Origin of the sequence: Synechococcus sp. H70.1 (genome assembly GCF_047502705.1) — a bacterium.
In the GTDB taxonomy this organism is placed as follows: Bacteria; Cyanobacteriota; Cyanobacteriia; order Thermostichales; family Thermostichaceae; genus Thermostichus.
Map to the genome: position 1 here is coordinate 12,268 of NZ_JANSIV010000177.1, position 22,395 is coordinate 34,662.

23 protein-coding genes are annotated in these 22,395 nt (G+C 61.0%); 17 read left to right on the forward strand and 6 right to left on the reverse strand.

The features are described from left to right. Nucleotides 1–107: 107 nt before the first annotated feature. The 7 genes from NW827_RS11700 to NW827_RS11730 all read left to right on the forward strand — a co-directional run bounded on the left by NW827_RS11700 (nt 108) and on the right by NW827_RS11730 (nt 5,566). Entirely contained in the window at nt 108–371 is a 264-nt protein-coding gene (locus tag NW827_RS11700) for a phycobilisome linker polypeptide (RefSeq protein WP_414403218.1), read from the forward strand. 64 nt (nt 372–435) lie between these two features. Further along, nucleotides 436–1,227: a HEAT repeat domain-containing protein gene (locus tag NW827_RS11705; RefSeq protein ID WP_414359361.1), complete on the forward strand. Its 792-nt coding sequence runs from the start codon at nt 436–438 to the stop codon at nt 1,225–1,227. A gap of 42 nt (nt 1,228–1,269) precedes the next feature. Beyond that, nucleotides 1,270–1,911 carry a HEAT repeat domain-containing protein gene (locus NW827_RS11710; protein WP_414403219.1) on the forward strand — a complete coding sequence of 214 codons (642 nt, stop codon included), beginning with the start codon at nt 1,270–1,272 and terminating at the stop codon, nt 1,909–1,911. A gap of 40 nt (nt 1,912–1,951) precedes the next feature. Further along, nucleotides 1,952–2,677, forward strand: a complete 726-nt coding sequence (locus NW827_RS11715; protein WP_414359357.1) for a phycobilisome rod-core linker polypeptide — start codon at nt 1,952–1,954, stop codon at nt 2,675–2,677. Nucleotides 2,678–2,817: 140 nt separating this feature from the next. Further along, on the forward strand, nt 2,818–3,129 hold the full coding sequence (locus tag NW827_RS11720; protein ID WP_414359356.1) for a DUF6825 family protein: 312 nt from the start codon (nt 2,818–2,820) through the stop codon (nt 3,127–3,129). After that, complete coding sequence (locus NW827_RS11725; RefSeq protein WP_414403220.1) at nt 3,126–4,847, forward strand: ABC1 kinase family protein; 1,722 nt, start codon at nt 3,126–3,128, stop codon at nt 4,845–4,847. Before NW827_RS11720 ends, NW827_RS11725 begins: the two co-directional genes overlap by 4 nt. Next, nucleotides 4,847–5,566: a Stp1/IreP family PP2C-type Ser/Thr phosphatase gene (locus NW827_RS11730; protein ID WP_414359352.1), complete on the forward strand. Its 720-nt coding sequence runs from the start codon at nt 4,847–4,849 to the stop codon at nt 5,564–5,566. Before NW827_RS11725 ends, NW827_RS11730 begins: the two co-directional genes overlap by 1 nt. A gap of 79 nt (nt 5,567–5,645) precedes the next feature. On the opposite strand, the gene NW827_RS11735 is transcribed toward NW827_RS11730, so the two are convergent. Next, complete coding sequence (locus NW827_RS11735) at nt 5,646–6,890, reverse strand: ABC transporter substrate-binding protein (protein ID WP_414403221.1); 1,245 nt, start codon at nt 6,888–6,890, stop codon at nt 5,646–5,648. A 209-nt stretch (nt 6,891–7,099) separates the two neighbouring features. Between NW827_RS11735 and NW827_RS11740 the strand changes: the two genes are divergently transcribed. Next, nucleotides 7,100–7,942 (forward strand): ABC transporter ATP-binding protein, encoded by an 843-nt coding sequence (locus NW827_RS11740; protein ID WP_414359349.1) that lies wholly within the window; start codon nt 7,100–7,102, stop codon nt 7,940–7,942. Beyond that, nucleotides 7,939–8,646 carry an ABC transporter ATP-binding protein gene (locus tag NW827_RS11745; RefSeq protein ID WP_414403223.1) on the forward strand — a complete coding sequence of 236 codons (708 nt, stop codon included), beginning with the start codon at nt 7,939–7,941 and terminating at the stop codon, nt 8,644–8,646. Before NW827_RS11740 ends, NW827_RS11745 begins: the two co-directional genes overlap by 4 nt. A 40-nt stretch (nt 8,647–8,686) precedes the next feature. Here NW827_RS11745 and recN read toward each other — a convergent pair whose 3' ends face one another. After that, a complete protein-coding gene (recN, locus tag NW827_RS11750; RefSeq protein WP_414403224.1) occupies nt 8,687–10,378 on the reverse strand; it encodes a DNA repair protein RecN in 1,692 nt (563 codons plus the stop codon). Nucleotides 10,379–10,450: 72 nt separating this feature from the next. Continuing rightward, a complete protein-coding gene (locus tag NW827_RS11755; protein WP_414403225.1) occupies nt 10,451–10,759 on the reverse strand; it encodes a hypothetical protein in 309 nt (102 codons plus the stop codon). Between the two features lie 112 nt (nt 10,760–10,871). Between NW827_RS11755 and NW827_RS11760 the strand changes: the two genes are divergently transcribed. Then, nucleotides 10,872–11,498: a pseudouridine synthase gene (locus NW827_RS11760; RefSeq protein ID WP_414403226.1), complete on the forward strand. Its 627-nt coding sequence runs from the start codon at nt 10,872–10,874 to the stop codon at nt 11,496–11,498. On the opposite strand, the gene hisB is transcribed toward NW827_RS11760, so the two are convergent. Continuing rightward, on the reverse strand, nt 11,481–12,101 hold the full coding sequence (hisB, locus tag NW827_RS11765) for an imidazoleglycerol-phosphate dehydratase HisB (protein WP_414359343.1): 621 nt from the start codon (nt 12,099–12,101) through the stop codon (nt 11,481–11,483). The genes NW827_RS11760 and hisB overlap by 18 nt on opposite strands. Nucleotides 12,102–12,377: 276 nt before the next feature. On the opposite strand from hisB, the gene NW827_RS11770 reads away from it, so the two are divergent. The 4 genes from NW827_RS11770 (at nt 12,378) to NW827_RS11785 (ending at nt 16,987) form a co-directional block, all read left to right on the forward strand. Further along, the gene (locus NW827_RS11770) at nt 12,378–13,787 is read left to right on the forward strand and encodes a RecQ family ATP-dependent DNA helicase (RefSeq protein WP_414359341.1); all 1,410 of its coding nucleotides are present in this window, start codon (nt 12,378–12,380) and stop codon (nt 13,785–13,787) included. 89 nt (nt 13,788–13,876) lie between these two features. Beyond that, nucleotides 13,877–15,712 carry a glycoside hydrolase family 3 N-terminal domain-containing protein gene (locus NW827_RS11775; RefSeq protein WP_414503740.1) on the forward strand — a complete coding sequence of 612 codons (1,836 nt, stop codon included), beginning with the start codon at nt 13,877–13,879 and terminating at the stop codon, nt 15,710–15,712. A gap of 315 nt (nt 15,713–16,027) precedes the next feature. After that, complete coding sequence (locus NW827_RS11780) at nt 16,028–16,306, forward strand: c-type cytochrome (protein WP_414403367.1); 279 nt, start codon at nt 16,028–16,030, stop codon at nt 16,304–16,306. Between the two features lie 9 nt (nt 16,307–16,315). Then, nucleotides 16,316–16,987 carry a diacylglycerol/polyprenol kinase family protein gene (locus NW827_RS11785; protein WP_414403227.1) on the forward strand — a complete coding sequence of 224 codons (672 nt, stop codon included), beginning with the start codon at nt 16,316–16,318 and terminating at the stop codon, nt 16,985–16,987. 100 nt (nt 16,988–17,087) lie between these two features. Here NW827_RS11785 and NW827_RS11790 read toward each other — a convergent pair whose 3' ends face one another. Continuing rightward, a complete protein-coding gene (locus NW827_RS11790; RefSeq protein WP_414359339.1) occupies nt 17,088–17,309 on the reverse strand; it encodes a helix-turn-helix domain-containing protein in 222 nt (73 codons plus the stop codon). 354 nt (nt 17,310–17,663) lie between these two features. Here NW827_RS11790 and NW827_RS11795 point away from each other — a divergent pair, with 354 nt between their 5' ends. Continuing rightward, entirely contained in the window at nt 17,664–18,734 is a 1,071-nt protein-coding gene (locus NW827_RS11795; RefSeq protein ID WP_414403228.1) for an RpoD/SigA family RNA polymerase sigma factor, read from the forward strand. Between the two features lie 28 nt (nt 18,735–18,762). Here the strand turns inward: NW827_RS11795 and NW827_RS11800 are convergent, their stop codons facing one another. After that, nucleotides 18,763–19,296, reverse strand: coding sequence for a DUF4079 domain-containing protein (locus tag NW827_RS11800; protein ID WP_414403229.1), 534 nt, complete (start codon nt 19,294–19,296; stop codon nt 18,763–18,765). Between the two features lie 186 nt (nt 19,297–19,482). Here NW827_RS11800 and NW827_RS11805 point away from each other — a divergent pair, with 186 nt between their 5' ends. Both NW827_RS11805 and NW827_RS11810 read left to right on the forward strand, forming a co-directional pair. Continuing rightward, nucleotides 19,483–19,974, forward strand: a complete 492-nt coding sequence (locus tag NW827_RS11805) for a phycobilisome linker polypeptide (protein ID WP_414403230.1) — start codon at nt 19,483–19,485, stop codon at nt 19,972–19,974. A gap of 141 nt (nt 19,975–20,115) precedes the next feature. Beyond that, on the forward strand, nt 20,116–22,392 hold the full coding sequence (locus tag NW827_RS11810; RefSeq protein ID WP_414403231.1) for a polysaccharide deacetylase family protein: 2,277 nt from the start codon (nt 20,116–20,118) through the stop codon (nt 22,390–22,392). The last annotated feature ends 3 nt before the right edge of the window (nt 22,393–22,395 follow it).

The window sequence follows — 22,395 nt, forward strand, 5'->3', positions numbered from 1 at the left end:
AGGCAGCTTGACAGTGCCTCCTAGGGTTCTTTTGCTAACTGTGTAGGCCTCTTCCGAGCTTGGGCAGCGGGAGTGGCAAGACAACTATTCAAGCAGCGGGGAAAAGTATGTTCGGTCAAAGCACCAGTAGCCCAGAGGCTCTGACAGAAGCCGGTAGTCGGGTTTACAGAATTGAGTACACTGGCCTACTCAACCCACCTGAGGCCCTGAGTACCTCAGAGAAAGTGCGCCGCAGCACTGCTACGCTTACCGTCCCCTACAGCCGGCTGTCTGCTGAGATGCGGCGCATTCTACGGATGGGTGGCAGGGTTCTCCGGGTTATCCCTCTCTCGGGATCCCCTGCCCAAGGCCCTACTCCTCCTGTCCAGTAAGGGATCTTACTGCCCTGGGGCTTGGCTCTAGGCAAGCAGTTGTTGAAAAAGTTGCCCTGGCTTCATGAATGGCTCTGCAATAGCTCGTCTAGCCTCCAACACGGCAGTGCTGCCCCAGCAGCTTACCTGGGAGCAGGCAATAGCCTGGCTGCAAGGGGACGATCCGCAGGAGCGCTACTACGCCGCCTGGTACTTGGGCACTATGCGCGATGGGCGGGCAGTTGAGCCCTTGCTGTTGGCGTTGCAAGACGAGCGAGATCGCACTGCCCTGGGAGGCTACCCGCTGCGGCGCAACGCCGCCAAAGCTCTAGGGCAAATTGGCGATGTCCGGGCTGTGCCTGGGCTGATTGAGGCGCTTAGCTGCAGCGATTTGCTGGTGCGGGAAGAGGCGGCCTACGCCCTAGCCCAGCTGGGAGACAGACGAGCAGTGCAGCCCCTGCTAGCTTTGTTAAAGTCGCAGGAGGAGCAGCCTTGGGAGGCTTTCATTGAGGCGCTGGGCCACCTCAACGCTAGCGAAGCTGAAGCAGCCATTCGGCCTTTCTTGGATCACCCTTCAGAGCGGGTGCGTTCAGCAGCAGCTTGGGTCCTCTATCGCTTTACCCAAGCGGAGGAGCTAACTCAAGTTTTGGTGGCGCTGCTAGCCCACCCCAACTTTAGCTTGCGCCAGGCAGCCCTCTTCGACCTAGCTGAATCGGGCTGGCTTGCAGGAGCCCCCCTGTTGGCCACTGCCAATGTGGCCCTTAACCTGCGCCTCAATGCTCTAAAGCGGCTATTTGACGTGGCCTTGCAGTTGGGGTGGGTGCCGCCAGATCAGGTGGCAGCGGCAATCATCCCCCACCTTGACAGGCTGTTTTAGAGCTGGGACTTTTTTGACCTCACCTTAGCTTCTAGGCCGGTTATGTCCTCCTCATCCCCTGCGCAAGTGCTTCCTCCTGCTGTGGCTCAACTGGCTGCCCAACTGGAGCAGGCCACCTCAGAGGCGGAACTGCTAGGCGTGGTACGAGCTCTGGGCTCCCTGGGCCAGGTAGAAGGGATCCCCCTGCTCATTCGCGCTTTTGGCTTCAACCGCCCTGCTGTGGGGGAGGCAGCTCTGGAGGAGGTGTTGCGCTTTGGAGAAGCGGCGGTACAGCCCTTGCTAGCCAACATTGACGGCTTTGACTATGGGGCGCGGGCCTACTCGGTGCGAGCCTTAGCCCGCATTGGCCATGGGGATGCTTACCCCCTTTTGGTCGACTTCATTGTGGCTGATTTCGCCCCTAGCGTGCGGCGGGCAGCAACACGGGGACTGGGACGGGTGGCTGCCCAACGCCCCTTGTCCGATCAAGAGCGAGCTTTGCAGCTACTCCAGCAATGCCTAGGGGATGCCGATTGGGGAGTGCGCTATGCCGCTGTTGCAGCCCTAACGGACCTAGCCCGCCTAGGGGAGCTTTCCCTGCGACCTGCTGCCAAGGCAGCTCTGCAGACAGCTTTGCAGGATGCGGATCCTTTGATCCCTCTCCGCGCTCGCCTAAGCCAGGAGGAGCTGGCTACTGAGCTGTAGCCTCTTCTTGTTGTTTCGTTTCTTGATAGGAGCACCGCCTATGTCTCTTCCTTTGCTGGCTGTTCGCCCCACCACGCAAAACGAACGGGTAAACCGCTACTTTGTGGCTAGTGACGAAACTCCGCCCGTCTACCGCCCCGATGACCCAACGGGTATTGAGAATGTTATCCGCGCCGCCTACCGCCAAATCTTCAGCGAGCACCTGATGCTGGAGAGCTACCGGCAAAGAGCGCTGGAGTCCCAGTTGCGCAACGGGGCGATTTCGGTGAAAGAGTTTATCCGTGGCCTGGGCAAGTCGGAGGTCTACCGCGACCTGGTCATGGTTCCCAACGACAACTACCGCTTCGTTGAGATCACCTTCCAGCGCTTCCTAGGTCGGCCCACCTACAGCCAAATGGAGCGCATCCAGTACTCGATTATCCTGGCCACCCGCGGCCTAGACGGGTTCATCGACGCCATTGTGGATAGCGAGGAGTACGACGCCGCTTTTGGAGACGATGTGGTGCCCTACCAGCGCCGCCGCCTTTCCGAGAAGCCAACCAACTTGGTCACCCCTCGCTATGGACCACGTTGGCGGGATATTTCCGGCGTAAGGCCTTCGGCCCGGGAAGTGGTGCGCACCTATCGGGTTGTCCGCCCGCCTAAACCTGGGGATCCGGAGAACTTCATCAACATGGCTCGCCTGCTCAATCCCAAGCCGGCAGCGCGGCAAAACATCAGCGTCTTTGATCTAAAGATCCCTGACATGACCACCAACCGTCGCTAGCCCTAGACAGGCTTCCTAGGGCAAGTGCCTGTGGGACTGCCGGGCCAAGGCTCCGCTGCTGTTCGGGTGGGGTGGCTCGGCAGCTTGCCTGCGGCAAGATTCGTTATAATCTGGGTGATGCTTCTTAACCCTTGGGCTGCATGAAGAATTCCGTTGTGCGGGCTTTTTTCGTCGGCAAAGCAATGGCCGATGTCTTGCGGGAGCGTTGGGAGGGCACGCTTGCCGACATTGCTGCGGAGGTAGGTAAGCTGTGGGCAGAGCTGCAGGAAGGCTGGCAGACCTTTGCCCAGGAGGTGATGGCCCGAGCCGAGACAGAAGCATCGCTAGCTACCCAAGCAATGGCCTCGTCCACCTACAAGGTGGAAGACCTGCAGGCAACTCTAGACGACCTGCGGGCCGAGGTAGCCCAGCTCCGCTCTGAGTTGCAGAAGTACCGCAATCGAAACGCTTGAAGGCAAGCACAGCAACGGGAGCCAAGCCTGCTAAACCCTACACCGCCTACCGGTGGGCCCGGGAAAACTACAGCCGATGGGGCCGCCTCCTTGACATTTGGCGCTTTGTGCTGACTTGGCTGTTCTACCTCTGGCTGGACCAGCAGGCCTGGAGCTATGGGGGGCAGCCTACGCCAGAGCAAAAAGCCAAGCGCCGTCGTGCTAGAGCCATCTGGATCCGCGAGACGCTGCTCCAGCTGGGCCCCACTTTTATCAAGGTAGGGCAGTTTTTCTCCACCCGCGCCGATCTTTTCCCTGCTGAGTATGTGGAGGAGCTGTCCAAGCTGCAGGATCGGGTGCCTGCCTTCAGCTATGAGCAGGTGGCGGCCATTGTACAGCAGGAGCTGGGCAAGCCCATTGAGCAAATCTACAGCTACTTTGATCCCACCCCCTTGGCCGCAGCCAGTTTGGGGCAAGTGCATCGCGCCAAGCTCAAAAGCGGTGAAGAAGTGGTGGTGAAGGTGCAGCGGCCGGGCCTAGTGCGGCTGTTCACCATCGATCTCGAGATCTGCCGCGGCATTGCCGAGTTTTTTCAGCACCACACCCCCTGGGGCGGGCCGGGCCGGGACTGGATTGGCATCTACGAAGAGTGTCGCCGCACCCTTTGGGAAGAGGTGGACTATCTCAACGAGGGCCGCAACACCGACACGTTCCGCCGCAACTTTCGCGACATGCCCCAGATTGCCGTTCCCAAGGTGTACTGGCGCTACACCTCCCCCCGGCTGCTGACATTGGAGTACCTACCGGGCATCAAAATTAGCGACTACGAGGCCCTGAGGGCGGCAGGGTTGGATCGCAGGGCTTTGGCCCGCTTGGGGGCAGAGGCCTATCTGCGGCAACTGCTTAAAGACGGCTTTTTCCACGCCGATCCCCACCCCGGCAACCTTGCCGTCAAGCCAGATGGCACACTGATTTTCTACGACTTTGGCATGATGGGGCGCCTTCGTCCCGGCCTCAAGGAAAAGCTGGCAGATATGCTGGCAGCTGTGGTGGCCAAAAATGCCGACCAAGTGGTGGCCTTGCTGGTGGAGCTGGGCGTTCTGGTGCCCACTGCCGATCTCGCACCCGTCCGTCGCTCAGTGCAGTACCTTCTGGATCACTTCCTGGACAGACCTTTTTCCGGCAAGCTGGACGAGATCTCGGTGGCGGCCATTAGCGAAGACCTCTACGAGCTGGCCTACGAGCAGCCGTTTCGCTTCCCTGCCACCTTTACCTTTGTCATGCGAGCCCTCACTACCCTGGAGGGGTTGGGAAAAGGGTTAGATCCAGAGTTTAACTTTATCGAGGTGGCCAAGCCTTTTGCAGAAGAGCTCATGAACAGTAGCCAACCCGAGAAGGAAACCCTGCTAGCCCAAGTCAGCCGCCAGGCGGTGGAATTTACCAGCAGCAGCCTCAGCCTGCCCCGCCGCCTAGAGGCGACCTTGAGTAAGTTGGACCAGGGGGAGCTGCGCCTGCGGGTCCGCTCCAGTGAAATGGAACGCCTGCTGCGTCAGCTCAACACAACTGGCCTGGGCACCATCTACGCCGTATTGTTTGCAGCCTTTTTGCTCAGCGCCACGCAGCTATTTTTGGCCGGGCATGCTACTTTAGCGGTTGTCACCCTGGTCTTGGCTGTTCTCGCTGCTTTGGCGCTGGTCAGGGTACTCTGGAAGGCAAAGGGATTGGATCGGCTGAGGTGATGCGACGCTATGCTGGCGCTACGGATCCGGGCAAGGTCCGTAGCAGCAATCAAGATGCCTACTACTGCGATCCAAAAGGGCGCTATTTCATCGTTGCCGACGGCATGGGTGGGCATGCAGCGGGAGCCACAGCCAGCCAGCTAGCGGTTGAGACAATTCGGGCCTGTTTGGATGGAGGCTGGGAGACAGTGCCGGCACCCAAGCTCCTGAGCAAAGCAGTGGAAGCTGCCAACGAGGCGATTCTTAAGGATCAGCGGGAAAACCCGCAACGGGCGGACATGGGAACCACCGTAGTAGTGGCGATGGTGGATCCCAACAACAATTGCTGGAGTGCTCACATTGGCGACTCCCGTCTCTACCGCCTGCGGGGATCCCAGCTGCAGCAGATGACGGAGGATCACACGCTAGTTGCTCGCTCAGTTCGGCAGGGGGAGCTGACTCAAGAGCAGGCCCGCATCCACCCCTGGCGGCACATCCTTGAGCGCTGCCTAGGCCGGCCCGACACAGGGCCGCCTGCTATCCAACCCATTAGCCTGCTTCCCGGGGATCGCCTCCTGTTGTGTAGCGATGGCCTCACCGAGGAGCTGGACGACGAAGTCATTGCCGAGTATTGCTTGAGGGTGCAAGACCTGGAGCAGCTTGTCCTCAAATTAATCGAGGCAGCCAAAGAGCGAGGAGGTCGGGACAACATCACCGTCGTCATTGCCGAGTACGCCTAAAGGGCCGGCGGTGCCATGAAGCAGGGGCTTGCCAGGCATCTCCCCAGCCAGCCCCTACTCCTTGAAGGCAGTTTAGTCTTTAGCTCTTCGGCTCAAACACCTTCAAGTCCACGATCTGGCCGCCTTTGAAGGTCCAGTGGGCAAAGGTTCCGGCCACGTCTCCCTTTTCATCAAAGTCCAGCGAGCCGGAAGCGCCAGTGTAATTGATGTCTTCCCCTTTCTTCAGCAGCTCCACTGCTTTGGCCCACTCGCCAGGCAGGATCTCGGTGCCAGGCGGATTGGCCACTTGTCGCAGGGCATCGCGGATGGCAGTACCATCGGTGCTGCCGGCTTTTTGAATGGCCAGAGCTAAGAGGAAGGCGGCATCGTAGGCGGTGTCGATGTAAGGGGTGGGGGGCAGCTCCCCATAGGTAGTTTTGTAGGCTTCGGCAAAGCTTTGGTAAGCCTTGCTATCGGTGAGGGCCTGGGGGGAGGTGCCGATGGATCCCTCTAGCTTGTCCGCCCCCACCTGGGCAGGCAGATCGGGAGACCGCATGCCGTCTGTCAAGACAAAGCGCTTAAATAGCCCCCCTTCTAGGGCCTGCCGCAGAATAACTGCACCGTTTTCTGGATAGCCAATAACCACTAGGGCCTGGGGATCCCCTTCCTTGAGCTGATCCAGCTCGCCGCGGTAGGAGGCTTTGCCGGGCTCGTAGGGGACGGCCTTGGTGATCTTGCCTCCCTGCTTCTCAAAGGCTGCCTTGAAGCTGTCGGCCAGCCCCTGTCCGTAGTCGTTATTGATGTAGATAACCGCCAGGCGATCCAGCTTCTCTTCGCGGGTAATTTGCGCCAGGGCTACCCCTTGGAAAGCATCGGAAGGAACGGTGCGGAACAGAAAGTCATTGTCGTCCAAGGTGGTGATGCTGGGAGCAGTAGAAGCGGGCGAAATCTGCGGAATCTTGCTAGGAACTGTTACTGTTGTGGCCACTGGGATGGTAACGCCACTGCCCAAAGCACCAATAATGGCGGCCACCTTCTCCACGTTCACCAGCCGCTTGGCCGCATCGATAGCTGGTTGGGCTGAGGTCTGGTCATCCGCCTCCACCACTTGGATTTGGGATCCGAGGACGCCGCCGGCAGCGTTGATCTGATCCAGGGCCAGCTTGATGCCCTTGAGGCAGTTTTCCCCATAGGCTTGCAGGTCACCCGTCAGAGACAGCAGCGCTCCAATTTTGATCGGGGTTTGGGCTGCTTGCTGAGCTGTGCTCGGTAGCAAGGGGGTAACCAGGAGCGCAGCTGCTAGGGCTGCTGCCGTTGCGAAGGCCCGCCGTGTCAGTCTCTGCATAAGAACCTCCAGTGAGAGAATACAACTGCACTTCCCAAAAGTTGGTGGTCGTACAAGCAGACGTTGGGTCACCTCGGAGAGTTCCCTCCTAGAGTCAGCCCCACTCCCGAGGAGGAGCTTTTTGGCAAACCTATTCTCGAGTTTGGTTAAATAAGGCTCATTATCCTACGATAAAAGTTCATAGAATGGAATGGTAAATTCATTAGGCAATGGAGTTTTCCCAGGGTAGCAGTGTGATCGTTATCGACAACGTCTCCAAACAGTTTGGCGGCGTCAATGCCCTGGATCGCTGCTCCTTCCGCATCGAAGCTGGCCGGATCACGGGCTTGATTGGCCCCAACGGGGCGGGGAAAACAACTCTCTTCAACATCATTGCCGGGTTTATTCGACCCAGCAGTGGCCGCATCTGGCTAGATGGGGAGGACGTCACGGGCTTGCCTCCCCACCGCTTGTTTCAACGCGGGCTAGTGCGCACCTTCCAGATCCCGCGCGAGTTTGGCCGCATGACCGTTCTAGAAAACTTGATGGTCGTCCCTCCTGAGCAGGCGGGGGAAAACCTGTTCAACACCTGGTTCCGCTGGCGGCGCGTGCAACGGCAGGAGCGCCAGCTGCAAGCTCGGGCTGAAGAAGTTTTGGAACGGCTCAACCTCATCCACCTGCGCGATCAACTGGCGGTCAACCTTTCCGGCGGGCAAAAGAAGCTGTTGGAACTGGGACGTACCCTAATGGCGGACGCGCGGGTCATCCTCTTGGACGAGCCAGGGGCTGGCGTCAATCGCACCCTGCTAGCGGACTTGATCCGCTTCATCGAATACCTCAACCGTGAGCGCGGCTGCACCTTCTGCATCATCGAACACGACCTGGATCTGGTGACTCGCCTTTGCCACCATGTGGTGGTCATGGCGGGGGGGAGGGTGCTGACTCAGGGATCCATACAGGAAATTCGGCAAAACCCAGCTGTGCGCGAGGCCTATCTCGGATCCATTGCCCTGGCCGAGGCCCTCAGCTCCGGGCCGGCCTCCACCGTCTCGCCGGAGGGATCCCCCCCATGACCCCTTTGCTAGAGATTCAGGATCTCTACAGCGGCTACCGCGGCGTAGACATCCTCAAAGGGATCCGCCTCAAGGTCAATCCGGGCCAAATTGTGGTCGTCATCGGCCCCAACGGCGCGGGCAAATCCACGGTGCTCAAGTCCCTCTTTGGGTTGGCCACTATCCACTCTGGCCGGGTGCTCTTCCAAGGCTCTGACATCACCCATCTCCCTGCCGAGCAACTGGTGCGGCGGGGGATTGGCTTTGTGCCCCAAACCAACAATGTCTTTCCCTCCCTCACGGTGCAGGAAAACCTGGAGATGGGGGCCTTTATCCGGCGCGATAACTACACTGCCCAACTGGAGCGGGTTTATGAGCTGTTTCCGCCCCTAAAGGAGAAGCGAAAGCAAGCGGCGGGATCCCTTTCCGGTGGGCAGCGGCAGATGCTGGCCATGGGGCGGGCGTTGATGACAGAGCCACAGCTGTTGTTACTGGACGAGCCCACTGCTGGCCTGTCGCCCCTGTACGTTGAGCAGACCTTTGCTCTCCTGCAGGAGATCAACCGCCTTGGCGTCAGCATCCTGATGGTGGAGCAAAATGCCAAGCAGGCTCTGGCTATAGCGGACTGGGGCTACGTCTTGTCCATGGGAGAAAACCGCTTTGAGGATACTGGCCCCAACCTGTTGCGCAATCCCCAAGTGCTGGAGCTGTTTTTGGGGGGCTGAGGCCCTCACCTCCAGCCCCTCTCTTCGAGGGAGAGGGGAGCTAAGCGGAGCTGGCCAGTTGGACTGCCTGCCTGAGAAGGGCTTCCACAAAGCCCATTGCCTCCTGGGCGGAGTGGCCAGCGGCCAGTTGGGCCAATTCCTCCCGGCGCTCCCTCTCTCCCAGAGGATCCACCCGCACGCAGGTCCGCCCTTCTTGCACCACTTTGTAAACCCGCAGGTGGTGATCGGCTAGGGCGGCAATCAGGGGTTGGTGGGTAACGCAGAGAACTTGGTGGTTCCGGGCCAGCTGGTGCAATTTGGCGGCAATGGCCTGCGCCACCTTGCCGGATACGCCAACGTCGATCTCGTCAAAAACCAGGGTAGCCACCGGATCCACGCCGCTGAACACCGCCTTTAAGGCCAGTAGAAAACGGCTCATCTCGCCGCCGGAGGCAATCTCGGCCAGGGGTTGCAGGGGCTCGCCGGGGTTGGGGCTAAACCAAAAGCTCACCTGATCCACCCCTTCGGCGGTGGGGGATCCTGGCTGGATTTGCACCTGGAATTGCACGCCGCTCATCCCCAGGGGCTTGAGCTCCTCAACGAGGGCCTTTTCCAGTTTCCGGGCCGCCTGCTGCCGCAGGTGGGAAAGCGCCTGGCAGTGGCGCTCCAGCTCCTGGGCTGCCTGGTCCAGCCGCGCCTCTAGTTCCTCCAAGTCGGTGCTCTCGTGCTGCAGTTGGGCCAACTCTGCCTGCACCCGCTGCGCGTGGGCCATCACCTCGGCCAGGGTGGGGCCGTATTTGCGGCAGGCCTGGCGCAGTTGGGCAAGGCGCCGTTCAATTTTGTTTAGCCGACTGGGATCTGCTTCCAGGGTCTCGCCGTAGCGCAGCAGCTCCCGTCCGGCCTCCTCCACCTGAACGAGGGCGCTGCTAACCAGTTCGAGGAGGGGAGTTAGGTCGGGATCCCGTTGAGCCATGCTCTGCAGCAACCGCTCGGCTTGGGCCAACAAGTCAGCAATAGCTGGGGAGCCGCTGTCGTTTTGGTAGAGCAGTTGGTGGAGGGCATAGCTCTGCTGCTGCAGTTCCACGCAGTGGGCTAGGCGCTCCCGCTCCCGCTCCAATTTGGTCAGTTCGCCGGGATCCTCTAGGCGCAGGGCAGCCAGTTCTTGGGCTTGCAGCTCCAGGAGATCTAGCCGCTGCAGCCGCAGTTGTTGGTTTTGTTGGCGGGATGCTATCTCTGCTTTGAGCTGGCTCCAGGTTTGGTAGCAAGCTGCCACCTCTAGGCGCAGGCGCAACAGCTCTTCGCCGCCAAAGGCATCCAGCCAGCGGCGCTGAGTTTGGGGCAACTGGAGCTGGATTGTCTGACCCTGGGCGGTGATCTCCACCAGGTGGGAGCGCAGGCTGAGCATCTGAGCCTTGTTCACCAGCACCCCGTTGACTCGCAGGCGGCTGCTGAGCTTGCCGTTGCGCACCACCAGCTCGCGGCTGCAGACCAGGCCTTCTTCCAAAGGCTCAATTTGCTCCTGCTCTAGCCAGGCCTCCAGGGCGGCCGTGGGCTGGAAAATGGCTTCCACCAGGCCCCGCTCGCTGCCGCTGCGCAGAGCGCGAGCTGGCCCCCCTAGCGCGGCATCGAGAGCCTCGAGAATGATAGATTTGCCCGCCCCTGTTTCTCCCGTGAGCACGTTCAGCCCTGCCCGAAAGGGGATCTCCAAGTGCTCGATGAGGGCGAAGTTCTCGATCCGCAACAGGCGCAACATCGGGATCCCGTTGGCCGTCCTGTCTCAGGTTAGCCCACCTGCCAACTTAGGCAAAACGGGGGAAGAGCAGCTTCAAGGGGTGGCCTCCGGCGTCTCCTCTGTTCTAGCGGCGGTATCGGCAAGCGGCTCGGAGGTGGCGGCTGGGGCATTGGGTGTATTAGGCGCTACCTCTGCCTCCTGGAGAGAGGCGGAGGGTTCGAGCTCGGCTTTTGGCTCTGGGGCGGTGGGCTCGGGGGCAGCGGCTTGGGCAGCCTCTTCTTGCTTTTGCCGCTCGTAGCGGCGCCGTTTGATCCCCTCATCCACCCACACGTACACCAGACTGAGAAGGGAGAGCCCTGCCGTTCCAATTAAAACCCAGAGTAGATTGTTGTCTATCGTCATGAGGTGAGATCCGTCCAACTTTGCCGCCAGGGGGAAACGCTGCCCTTAAGGCTTGATCTTACCGTTGAAGCTGCTCTGCCCAATCTTAAAAGACGGGATCCACCCTTTTGCCATGCGCTACCTCAAGTTTTACAAACCCTACGGCGTGCTCACCCAATTTACCGACCGGCAGGGGCGGCCAACTCTCAAGTCTTTCATCCCGGTGCCCAGGGTCTATCCGGTGGGGCGGTTGGATCGAGATAGCGAAGGTCTGCTTCTGCTGACCGACGATGGCCGCCTCAACGCCCGCCTCATCGATCCCAAGTTTGGCCACGAGCGCACCTACTGGGTGCAGGTGGAAGGGATCCCCACGCCGCAGGCTCTGCAACAGTTGGAAAAAGGGGTGATCATCCAGGGGCGGAAAACCCGCCCTGCCCAGGTGAGGGTTCTCACCGAAGAGCCACCCTTGCCACCGCGGGATCCGCCCATTCGCTTTCGCCGCTCCATCCCCACCACTTGGCTGGAGCTGACGCTGCGGGAAGGTCGCAATCGCCAGGTGCGCCGCATGACCGCCGCTGTCGGCATCCCAACTCTGCGATTGGTGCGAGTGCGGCTGGGCCCTCTCTCGCTGGAGGGACTGGCTCCCGGCCAGTGGCAGGATCTCAGTGAGGCGGAGTTGGCCCGCCTGCGGCAGTGTTGTTTTGGCCAGCCACGCCGTCCCCAGCTGAAGCGGGAGCTAAGTTTACAGCACCCCTTTTGAGCTGGGGATCCCATCCTGTCGGCGCGGATCCCGCTCTACGGCCATGCGCAGAGCGCGGGCAAAGGCTTTGAAACTGGCTTCAACAATGTGGTGGGCATTGAGGCCGGCTGCCTGGCGGATGTGCAGGGTCAGCTGGGCGTGGTTGACCACTGCCTGGTAAAACTCCCGCACCAACTGGGTTTCGTAGCGGCCAATGCGCTCCACAGTTAGCTCCAGGCCGTAGCTGAGGTGGGGGCGTCCGGAAACATCCAGCACCACCTGCACCAAGGCCTCATCCAAAGGCGCCCAGAAGTGGCCAAAACGGTAAATGCCGCGCCGATCCTGCAGCGCCTGGGCTAGGGCTTGTCCCAACGCGATGCCCACGTCTTCGTTGGTGTGGTGATCGTCGATGTGCAGATCCCCCACCGCTTTGATCTGGAGATCAATTAGCCCATGGGTGCTGAGCTGGGCCAGCATGTGGTCCAAAAAGGGGATCCCCGTGTCGATCTCGTGCTGCCCCTTGCCATCGAGGTTGAGGCGAACCTGCACGTCCGTCTCTGCTGTGCGACGGTGAACAAAAGCCACTCTGGGCTGGAGCGAGCACGTGGAATCTAGGGCAGTCATGGGAACCAAAGCAGCAGGAACACCCCACCTCTAGGATCGCACAAGACTGCTGCCCTATGGCTACTGCAACCCCACCTTGCCAGCCTGAGCAGGCATCATCGCTTCCCCGCTAGCTCCGATCCCAGCCGTCCAGCCTAGGGAGTGGATCTGGCAGGGGGTTTCCCTCACCCCTGCCCCCTCTTCCTTTGGGAGGATCTGGAGTGGCCCGGAACTTCCCTCGAGGAAGTCGCTGTAGATTGCTGTAGGTAGAGAGAGCGCGGCAAAGGGGATTGCCGTTTGCAGGATTGGCAGCAGGTTTACTCTGCCCTCAAGCGGTACTGGGGCTACGAGGCGCTGCGGCCGCCCCAGGATCGGGTAATCCGCGCCTTGCTGGAGAAGCGGGATGCCCTCGTGGTGCTGCCGACGGGCTTTGGCAAGTCCTTGTGTTTTCAACTGCCGGCTTTGCTGCAGACAGGCCTGACCTTGGTGGTCTCACCCCTGATTGCCCTGATGGAGGACCAAGTTCAGGACCTCTGGAGGCGCCGTCTGCCGGCAGCCTGTCTGCACAGCGAGCTGGAACCGGCTCTGCGCAAGCGGGTGTTGCGGGCGTTGGCGGAGAATCGGCTGCGTCTACTCTATCTAGGGCCGGAAACCCTCTTTAGCCCGCCGGTCTGGGAGCGGCTGCAACAGGTGCCTATCAACGGCCTCATGGTGGACGAGGCGCACACCTTGGTGCACTGGGGAGGATCCTTCCGGCCCGACTACCGCCGCCTGGGGTTGGTGCGTCCTGCCTTGGGCCAGCCTGCCTTTCCCATCGCTGCCTTTACTGCCACCGCCGATCCCGAAACCCTCAACCGCCTGCGCCACCTCCTAGGGCTACAGCAGCCGGAGTGCATCCGTGCCGATCCCCTGCGCGCCAATATCTCCCTCCATGTGGAGGTGGCCTGGAGCCCAGCGGATCGCCGTCGCCGCCTGCTGCGCTTCCTGGCCGAAAACCCCGGCTCGGGCCTAGTGTATGTGCGCACCCGGCGGGATGGGGAGGAGCTGGCCGAGTGGCTGGGCCGACAAAACCAGAAAACCGCCACCTACCACGGCGGGCTGGAAGCGGGATCCCGCCGCCAGCTGGAACGGGCTTGGCTAGAGGGCAAGCTGCGCTTTTTGGTTTGCACCAACGCCTTTGGCATGGGCATCAACAAGCCGGACGTGCGTTGGGTGCTGCACTTTCACCCGCCCCCTAACTTGATGGACTATCTGCAGGAGGTGGGGCGGGGCGGGCGGGATGGTGGCCCTTGCCGGGCCCTCATGCTTGTCTCGGAGCCGACGGGCCTGCTGGATCCCACCGATCGCCAGCGCCAAGCCTATTTCTATTCCCAGCAGGAGCGCCTGCTGGCCCAAGCACGCCGCCTCCTCCAAACTCTGCCCTCCCAGGGATCCTATGCCGACTTGCCCCCAGGGGAGACGCGGGTGGCCCTGGGCCTGTTACAGGAAATGGGCTGTCTGCACTGGCCAGATCCCTTTCACTTCCAGGTGCTGCACCGCCGCTGGCAACCGCCACGGCGGGAGGATCCCTGGCGGGGGATGGAGGACTTCATCCACAGCCGCGGCTGTCGCTGGCAGGCAATTTTGCAACATTTTGGCTACCCTGAGAACCAGTCCAGCCTGCCCTGCGGCACCTGCGACCGCTGCCGGGCTTCCCAAAGGCGTTGAGGGTTTCGGCAGCCGGCAGAGGGGTTAGGATCTTTGCGCTTGCCCGGCGTTTTCGCAAAGGATAGGATCCCCTCGCTTTCCCCTTGCTGATGGTGTCCATGAGTGGTTCGGGATCCCCGGTCGCTGCCCTTGAGCAGCCCTTGTCCTTAGCACGGCAGGTGGCCCAACTGCTGGTGGTGCCGGTTTCGGCCCGCCTGGGATCCCAGTCTCCTCCCCGAGAGGTCCTCAAGCGACTGATCCAAGAGGTGGGGATCGGGGGCCTCTGGATTACTGAGGGCCATGTGGCAGAGGCCCTGCTGCTGATCGAGGAGGCGCAGTCTTGGGCTGCCCTGCCCCTTTTGGTGGCAGCCGAGGCCAGTCGCGGCCTGGCGCTGGCGGGGGCTACTTCTTTCCCCCACCCCCTGGGCCTAAGCCGCCTGGGATCCGAAGCCGAGCGCTGGGCAGAACAGTGGGGAAGGATCACGGCGCGGGAGGCGGCGGCCATCGGCATTAACTGGCTGCTTGGCCCGGTGGCTGAGCCCCTGGGGCAAGGCCCAGCAGAGCTGGCGCTGGCGGAGGAGCCGCACCTGGCGTTGCAACTGGCGCGGGCCTTTATCCGGGGCTGTGAGCAGGCGGTTCCCGAGGGGATCCTGACCACAGCCAGATCCTTCCCCGGCCAAGGCTGGGCCGAGGTAGAGCAGGCCCGCCCGCTGCTATCGCTAGAGCCAACTGCTGCCCCCTGCTGTCCTCGCCTGCGCCTTACCTTGGGCGAACTGCAAGCAGGACCCTGGCTGCCCTTCCGCGGCTTGGTGGAGCAGGTGGGGGCCATCTCGGTTGCGCCAGTGGTGCTGCCAGAGTGGGATGAGCGCTGGCCAATCTCTTTTTTGCCGGGACGGCTAGCGCAACTGCTGCGCCAAGAATGGGGGTTCAGTGGGCTGATTGTGGCAGAGGGCCTCGATCAGGGCTTCTTGGCCGAGTTGGCTGTTCGCGGCAGGGGGACGGAGTCCTCTCCCTGCCCACTAGCAGTGCGGGCCCTCCAGGCCGGCGCTGACCTCCTTTTGGCCCCTCCTGAGCCGGTGGCGGCTGTGGCGGCCATTGTGGAAGCCGTGCAGCAGGGATCCCTAGATGCCCAGGCCATTGCCCAATCGGTGACGCGGGTGCTGCGGGCCAAGCAGCGGCTTTTTCCCTCCGCCTCCGCCCTGCTCAAGCAAGTGTGGCCGGCCCTGGCGGAGACGGACTTTAGCTTGCTGCCCGGCTGGATGGGGGCTAAGGATCCCACTGACCCGGCCCTCAACCGCGGCTTTTCCGACGAGCAACTAAAGCCCCTACTGCTGGGGGATCCCCTGGCCAAGGACTCCCCTTTGGCCAAGCTGTTCGGCGCCCGCTCCCCTCTGCCCAGGGCCGCCCAGTTGGGATCCCTCCTAGCCGAGAGCGACATTGTCCCCTGTCAGGCGGCCATGGCCCGCGGTGGAGTTACAGGCGGCCAACCCCTGCCTTTGCCCTTGCCGCCCGGCAGTTGGAACTGGATCTGGCAGGATCTCTCCCTGGGTCCTGAAGCAGTGCTTTTAGCCGAATCTCCTGCCCTGAGCATTCCCGCCAGCTTGGGTCTTCCTCCTCTGCTTAGCCATTCCCTTACCCCCTTGAGCTTGCTGGAGGCAGCTCTAAACAACTGCAGCGGCCAGTGGATTTTCCAAGCCTTTGTTCGCGATCCTCTGCCCAACTATGTGGTGGATTGGCTAGGGCAGCGGCGGGAGCAGGTAGCAGCCGTTGTTATTTATGGAAACCTGCAGGTTGGCTATCGCCTCCGCAGTTACTTGCAAGGGGCCAACGTCATCCACAGCCTCAACACCAATCCCCAGGCCCAATTGGAAGTGATGCAACGCCTGTTTCCCAGCCAAGCGCTGCTGAGGAAGTCCAAGCCTCAGCAAGCCGTCGCAGATCATTAAGAAAAAGTAAATACCCTTACAGATTGTTGGCAGGAAGCGGCTCCTAGGCTATTGTATTGGTGGAAATGTAAAAGATTGAAACGGTTTCTCTCAGGTTTGTCTGCTGTGCCCTTCTTCTTTCCCCATCTCGGCATTTCCGGCAGCCCCCGCTTGGCTTCCAGCAGGGAAGAGCCTCAAGCCTGCTCTCAGCTCTCCCCAGGGCAGCCCCTGAGGCCGTTTTTTTCCTTCCTGCAAGTGCTGGGGTCAGGGGGCTGGGTGAGGAAGCTGGGATGGGGTCTACTTCTTGTAGGTCTAGCGGTCTTTGGCTGGAGTTGGCTGGCTGCAGCCGTGCGGCCAGATCCCTACATCGAGGCTGTTCTTAGCTTGGAAGGGCAAGCCAGCAGGGGAGCCTCGCTGTTTGCCCTTAACTGTGCCGCCTGCCATGGCGAAGAAGGGGATGGCCGCGTAGGCCCCAGCCTGCGGGGGGTGAGCAGCCGCCGCTCTGACCGGTTTATCATTTACCAAGTAACCAGTGGCAAGACTCCGCCCATGCCCCAGTTCCAGCCCGATCCCCAGGCAATGGCGGATCTGCTTAGCTACTTGAAAACTCTCTGAGGCCAGCTCATGGGCCTAGCGCAGCAGCTTGCTTGCTACGCTCTCTGGCTGGCCTCCGTATTTGCCTTTGCGGAATGGCTGCGCTCCCGACAAGTGGATGGGGAATGGGTGCGCAAAGCTGTCCACATTGGTGTGGGCAATATCATTCTGCTGGCTTGGGCCTTGCAGGTGCCCCGCTGGCTTGGGGTGGGGTTCTCCCTGGTGTTTGCTGGCTTGGCGCTGCTCTCCTACCGGGTGGCTATCTTGCCTAGCTTGAATAGCGTCGGGCGCCGCAGCTTCGGCACCTTTTTCTATGCTGTCAGCATTGGCCTCCTCCTCTTCTTGTTTTGGCGGCCCCAGCAACAAGTTTTCGCTGTCATTGGCATTCTGGTGATGACCTGGGCCGATGCCTTGGCGGGGCTGGTGGGCAAGAGCTGGGGGAAACATTCCTATCAACTGGGATCCCTCCAAAAAAGCTGGGAGGGATCCCTGACCATGTGGGTGGTGAGCAGCCTAGTGATGGCATTGCTACTATTGGGGTACTTTGGCTTCTCTCCCTTGTTGCTTGCCATCAGCGTCGTGGTGGGGGGGATAGCCATGGGTTTGGAGATGTTCTCTTGGTGGGGGCTGGATAACCTGACCGTGCCTTTGGGCAGCGCCAGTCTCTGCTTTGCTTTACTGCAGCTTCTCAACTATCTGTAACGATCCGCAAGGGGGAGAGTGACCCTAGGGCCAGCAGAGCGCCTGGAGTTGCTCCTTCTGCTGCCGCTCCTAGCCAGGGCGGTAGGGGCTAGGGAACTGACTAGAGGCTAGATTCGTCGCCACTCAGCAGCCAAGTAACCGAGACTCCCAGCGCCTTGGCAAAAGCCACCAGTTCTTTGTCGATGACGCGCCGTTTGCCCTTTTCCACCTGGCCCACCTTGACGTAATCCAAATGAACACCGTACTTGGCCAGGCGACCCGCCAGTTGATCCTGAGTGAGCTGCAACCTCTCCCGTACCCAGCGCACTCGCTCTCCAATCAAGTTTGCTGCAGGAGGGCGCTGGTTGGGGTTGGCAAGGGAGGAGGAATGTTCTTTTCCAGGCTGAGGAGGCTGATGGCTTCTCCGGCGCCCCATGGTAGCCTAGGCAAGCACGACTTGTTAGAGCAGGCAGCCTGGCTGCCTCCTAAACATCCTACCTCAGGCTCTAGATCGAAAATTGCTTACGGATGCTTGCGCCTAGGATGCCTGCTCGGTCAGGGCTTAGCGGGTAGGATCCGGGGTAATCCCCCCTCTAGGCAGGAAAATTTCTAGGCAAAAAAGGCGGTGATGATCGATTTTCGCTTACAGGGGGGGAAGAAACTTTCCTAGACTAGGGAGGAAAGTTCTCTCCTCAAGGTGGCCGTGGTTCTCTCTCATCCTCACCCTGAAAACCTTCCCCTCTCCCCTCAGGAGTTCGATGAGCCCTGGCCGGAGGCGGTGGATTCCGCTGCAGAGGCTGACCTGGCGGCCAGTGCACGCCTTAACGAAGATGCTGTTGATCACTACTTGAATACCATTGGCCGGGTGCCCCGCATTGATCACGCGGAAGAGATTGAGCTGTCGCGCAAAATTCAGCAGAAGCTGCTCATTGACCAGGCCCGAAAAGAATGGCGGCAGCAGCGGGGGCAGGATCCCAGCGATGAGGAATTGGCGGCAGCCCTGCAGATCCCTGTGGCAACTCTGCGCTCGCGCATCCGCCAGGGAGAGCAGGCCCAACGCAAGCTAATCAACGCCAACCTGCGTCTGGTGGTGAGTGTGGCCAAGAAGTACCTCAACCGAGGGGTACCCTTTTTGGACTTGATCCAAGAGGGCAACATAGGTCTGATTCGAGCCACTGAAAAATTCAATGCCGAGCGAGGTTTCCGCTTCAGTACCTATGCCCACTGGTGGATCCGCCAGGGCATTACCCGCTGCATTGCCAACCAGGGCCGGACTATCCGCCTGCCAGTGCATATGGTAGACAAAGTGCGCTTGCTCAAGCGGACCAACCGCGAGCTCACGAAGGCCCGAGGGCGGCGACCTACAGAAGCTGAGCTGGCCGGGGCAATGGGCATCAAGGTCAAGAAGTTGCGCCTCATCCAGCAGGCTGCCGCTTTGCCCCTGTCGTTAGATGTACCGGTTGGCCAGGAAGGGGAAAGCCGCTTAGGGGACTTGCTGCCGGATGAGCGGCAGGAGCAACCCTTTGAAGAGATCCTGGAGCAGTCTCTGCGGCAAGATGTACGTTCTGCCCTGCAGACCCTAAAGCCCATTGAGAGGCAAGTATTGGAGTTGCGCTATGGGCTAGACGGCCAAAGGGCAAGAACCCTGCAAGAAGTGGGGAACCACTTTAACCTGACACGCGAGCGGATTCGCCAGATCGAGCGGGATGCCCTGCGCAAGCTGCGGGTGGGCTCTGCTTCGCGAACGCTGGTGCAGTACATTCGCTAGGCTTGGCTCTAGTAGCTGGGGGGATCCGCTACAAAGACAGCCCCAGCTTTAGGCCCAGGAGGGCATGGGTAAAGAGCAAGCAGAGAATTAGGCTGCCCAGATAGGCATGGGCAGTGCGCAAGGTCTCCCGGTTGCCGCCAAAGCCGCTGAGAGACAAGGTGCCATTCACGGCCAACAACAGCAACACCAGGGATCCCGTCCAGAAGTGGGGGCTGCTCAGCAGGGGCTTGCCCTGCATGACCAAGGAGAGAAGGCCGCCGGTGTAGCCCAGGGCAATGAAGGTGGCCATCCAGGGGGCCAATTTGCGGTGATCCAAGAGCGGCTTTTGGGCCGATTCCGGCAGGGATCCCTCGGCTGCCAGGCGCAAGGCCCGCCCCCGCCAGCCCGTTAGACCCACAAAGCTGCCCATCACCACCACGACAATCCCCATCATGAGAGGATGCCCCCACTGCACAATTGGCTGGGGCAGGTTGAAGCCGGCAAAGAAGTCAGCCACCGGCTGAAGGGCAGTCGTTAGCCAATCCGAAGCTGCTGCCAAATCCAGCAAAGCCAAGTTCAGCATGGGGATCCCTCCAGGTGTGCCACCCTCGACAATTCCTTTACAAATCTACAACAGACTCCCTTTCCATGACAGATACTGGCGGGAGGCTTTGGTGGAGCACCCGTAACCAGTAAAATGTCTAGCGGTGAGGCTGTAGTCGAGCAGGGTTTTTGGCAGCTGCCTGCCAAGCAAAACGGAGTTATCGCCATGGCCAAGTTGCTACTAGGGGATCAAGCGTTTGAAGTTGAGCTGCTGACGGATGTGCCCACCAATTGGCCTGGAATTAAAGTGATGTCCAAGGGAGCCAAGCTAGATATCCCAGCAGGAACAGTGGTGAGGGTAGAGTCGGAAGATGACCATGTCACTGGCTCCTACAAGGTGGTTTATCGTCTGGCTCCCGCCTATCCCCGCAGTTGGCGGCTGCTTTTGGAGCGGGAGAGCGCCGCTGCACCGCAAGCGGAAGCGGCTCCAGCGACCAAACCTGCTCAGGTTGCCCCTTCGGCAGCCTCGTCCCTGCCCAACAGCGACAAGATCTTCACCATCAAGGTATCGGGTCTGGTGGGAGGGGGCGTGCGCAAGAGCGTTGTCGAGTACAAAGTGCCCTTCAGCCGGCTCTCCCAAGAAGTGAAGCGCATTACCCAAAGGGGGGGCAAGATTGTCAGCATTACAGAGTCCAATTTGTTGAGCAACCTCGACTGACTTGCCTGGACAGCTTCTGGGCGGTGGTTCTGCTACCCCTCCTATGGACTGGGGTGCAAACCACTGGCAAGGGCTTCCTCGTCCCCAACCAGGAGATGGGGGTGGTAGGCTGACGTTGGTTTTGCCGGTGAGGAGGAGGACATGACCTCTCGACAGCCGCCGACGCGCCGGGGCGGTCATCCAGTCTCTGGGGCAAAAAGGGGATCCCCCTTCCCGCGCCGAAGTTTTTCTAGCTCTGGGCAGCGACCGCCAACGAAGTTGCGCTTCCGGCTGCTCCGCTTCTTGGCTTTGTTGGTTACGGTGCTGGGGTTTGGGACTGGAGCCCTGGTGGCCTGGGCAACTGCTCATCCCGACTGGGCCAGCCGCCTGCCGGCCCTGGCGTGGACCCTAGCTGAGTTTCCAACCCCTCGGGCCAAGGCCAAGGCCGCCCAACAGCGCCCGCCCCTCCCCCAAGAGCCGCAACTGCAGCGGGATCCTTTTGCGTTGGCTCCCTTGGCCAGCCTCTCCTACGTGCCGGCCATCATGTACCACGACGTGGTGGCTGGCCGCAAACAAGTCTGGTTTGACACCACGGTAGCCGAGCTGCGGCAGCACTTTGAGGCCATTAAGCAGGCGGGGCTGACCCCCATCCACATCGACCAACTCTACAAACACCTACGGGACGGGGATCCCTTGCCGGAAAAGGCCATTTTGCTGACTTTTGACGACGCCTACCTTGGGCTTTACGAAAACGCCTACCCCCTCTTGAAGGAGTACAACTACCCCGCCACCTACTTTGTTCAGACCGGCTTTGTCGGCGTACCTACGGACAAAGATCACTTCACTTGGGATCAGATGCGGGAGATGGATGCCAGCGGGCTGATTGACTTTGCCGCCCACACCGTCAACCATCCTCCCGACCTACGGCTGCTGGACGATGCCCGCCTGCGGCGAGAGGTGGTTGACTGCAAGACCAAGCTGGAGCAGGAGCTGGGCCACCCCATCCACTACTTTGCCTATCCGGAAGGCAATCGGGACGAGCGGGTGAAGCAATACCTGGCCGAGGCGGGTTACCGGATGGCCTTTACGATGGATCCCGGCTTTACGGGACAGTCGCCCAACTTGCTGGAGGTGCGCCGCTTTAACCAGTTTCGCCTCACCGAGGCCATTGTTGGCGCCCGCACCTTTACCCTTGGCCGCAGCCCCGACTACTGGCTGGATGGGACACGGCCCCTGGCTCTAACCGATGAGGTCATCGACGGGGTGAGGATCCTCACCATCCGCGGCGGACGGGCGGCTACGGTGCACGCGGAGCGGCGCTACGAGGTAAGAACCCTAGTCCAGCGCTACCAAGCCGATGCCGGCATTAACGGCAGCTTCTTCTCCATTCCTTGGATTAACTCGGCCAGCAACGTCATGGTGGGGCCAGTGATGGCCGCCAACCACAAGACCTTTATTCCCGGTCGCCCCGAAGATGACAGGGTCATCCGGGGCCGGCCTTTGGTACTCCTAGGCAGGGATCGGCTGCGCTTTGTGCCCTTTGATCCCGACACCATGACCCAGCTCGACAACCTTCGCCAGCTCATGCCGGAGGTCACGGACTTGTTTGTGGCGGGCTTGTGGCTGGTCAAGGATGGCCGGGCCCTTTCGCCAGCGGAGATTGACTCGTTTCGCCTCTCCAGCGCCGCCGAGTTCCGCCCCCGCGCCTTTTTTGGCGTAGACAACCAGGATCAGGTGGTAATCGGGGTTACCAAAACCCACGTCAACGCCGCCATCCTGGCTAGCCTATTGCCCAAAACCGGGATCCGTGAGGCGGTGCTGCTGGACTCTGGCTTCAGCACCTCACTGGTCTACCAAGGGGAGATCCTCGCCACCGGCCATGCCGGCCCCAACCAGCCCAGCCGCCCTGTCCCCCACGCCATTTTGCTCTACGACCTAACCCGTCTGTGGAGGGAGGATCCCCAGCAGCAGGCAAGCGGCAACTTCCCCGGCAGCCGGCTGGAGGGGCTGGTGCAGTTGCTCCCCAGCGGCGACCAGGAAGTGGCCAAGGCGCAGCTGGAGAGCATCCTGGCCGGCCAGCGCACTCTAAGGCGAGGGGAGCGGGGCCCGGCCGTGGTGGCGGTGCAACTGGGCTTAAGCCGTCTGGCCGCTCAGCAGGGACGGCTGGATCTGCTCCCCTCTGGCCCTGATGGCGTGTACGGCCAAGAACTGGCCCAGGCAGTGGCAGAATTGCTGCTGGCCGATACTCCCCTGGTGGCGGGAACGGCAACCCCATCCAGCGGGGGGGATGTCATCGATGCTCAACTGCTGCAACGGCTGCTGGAGCGGGTTAATCTCGCCCCAGCCTCTGTGCTGGTGGATACCCGTCTGGAGCGACCCACTTGGCCTCTGGAGCGCAAGCCGACCCGGAAGCTGCTGCCGAGAGCGGCTCTGGAGTAGATT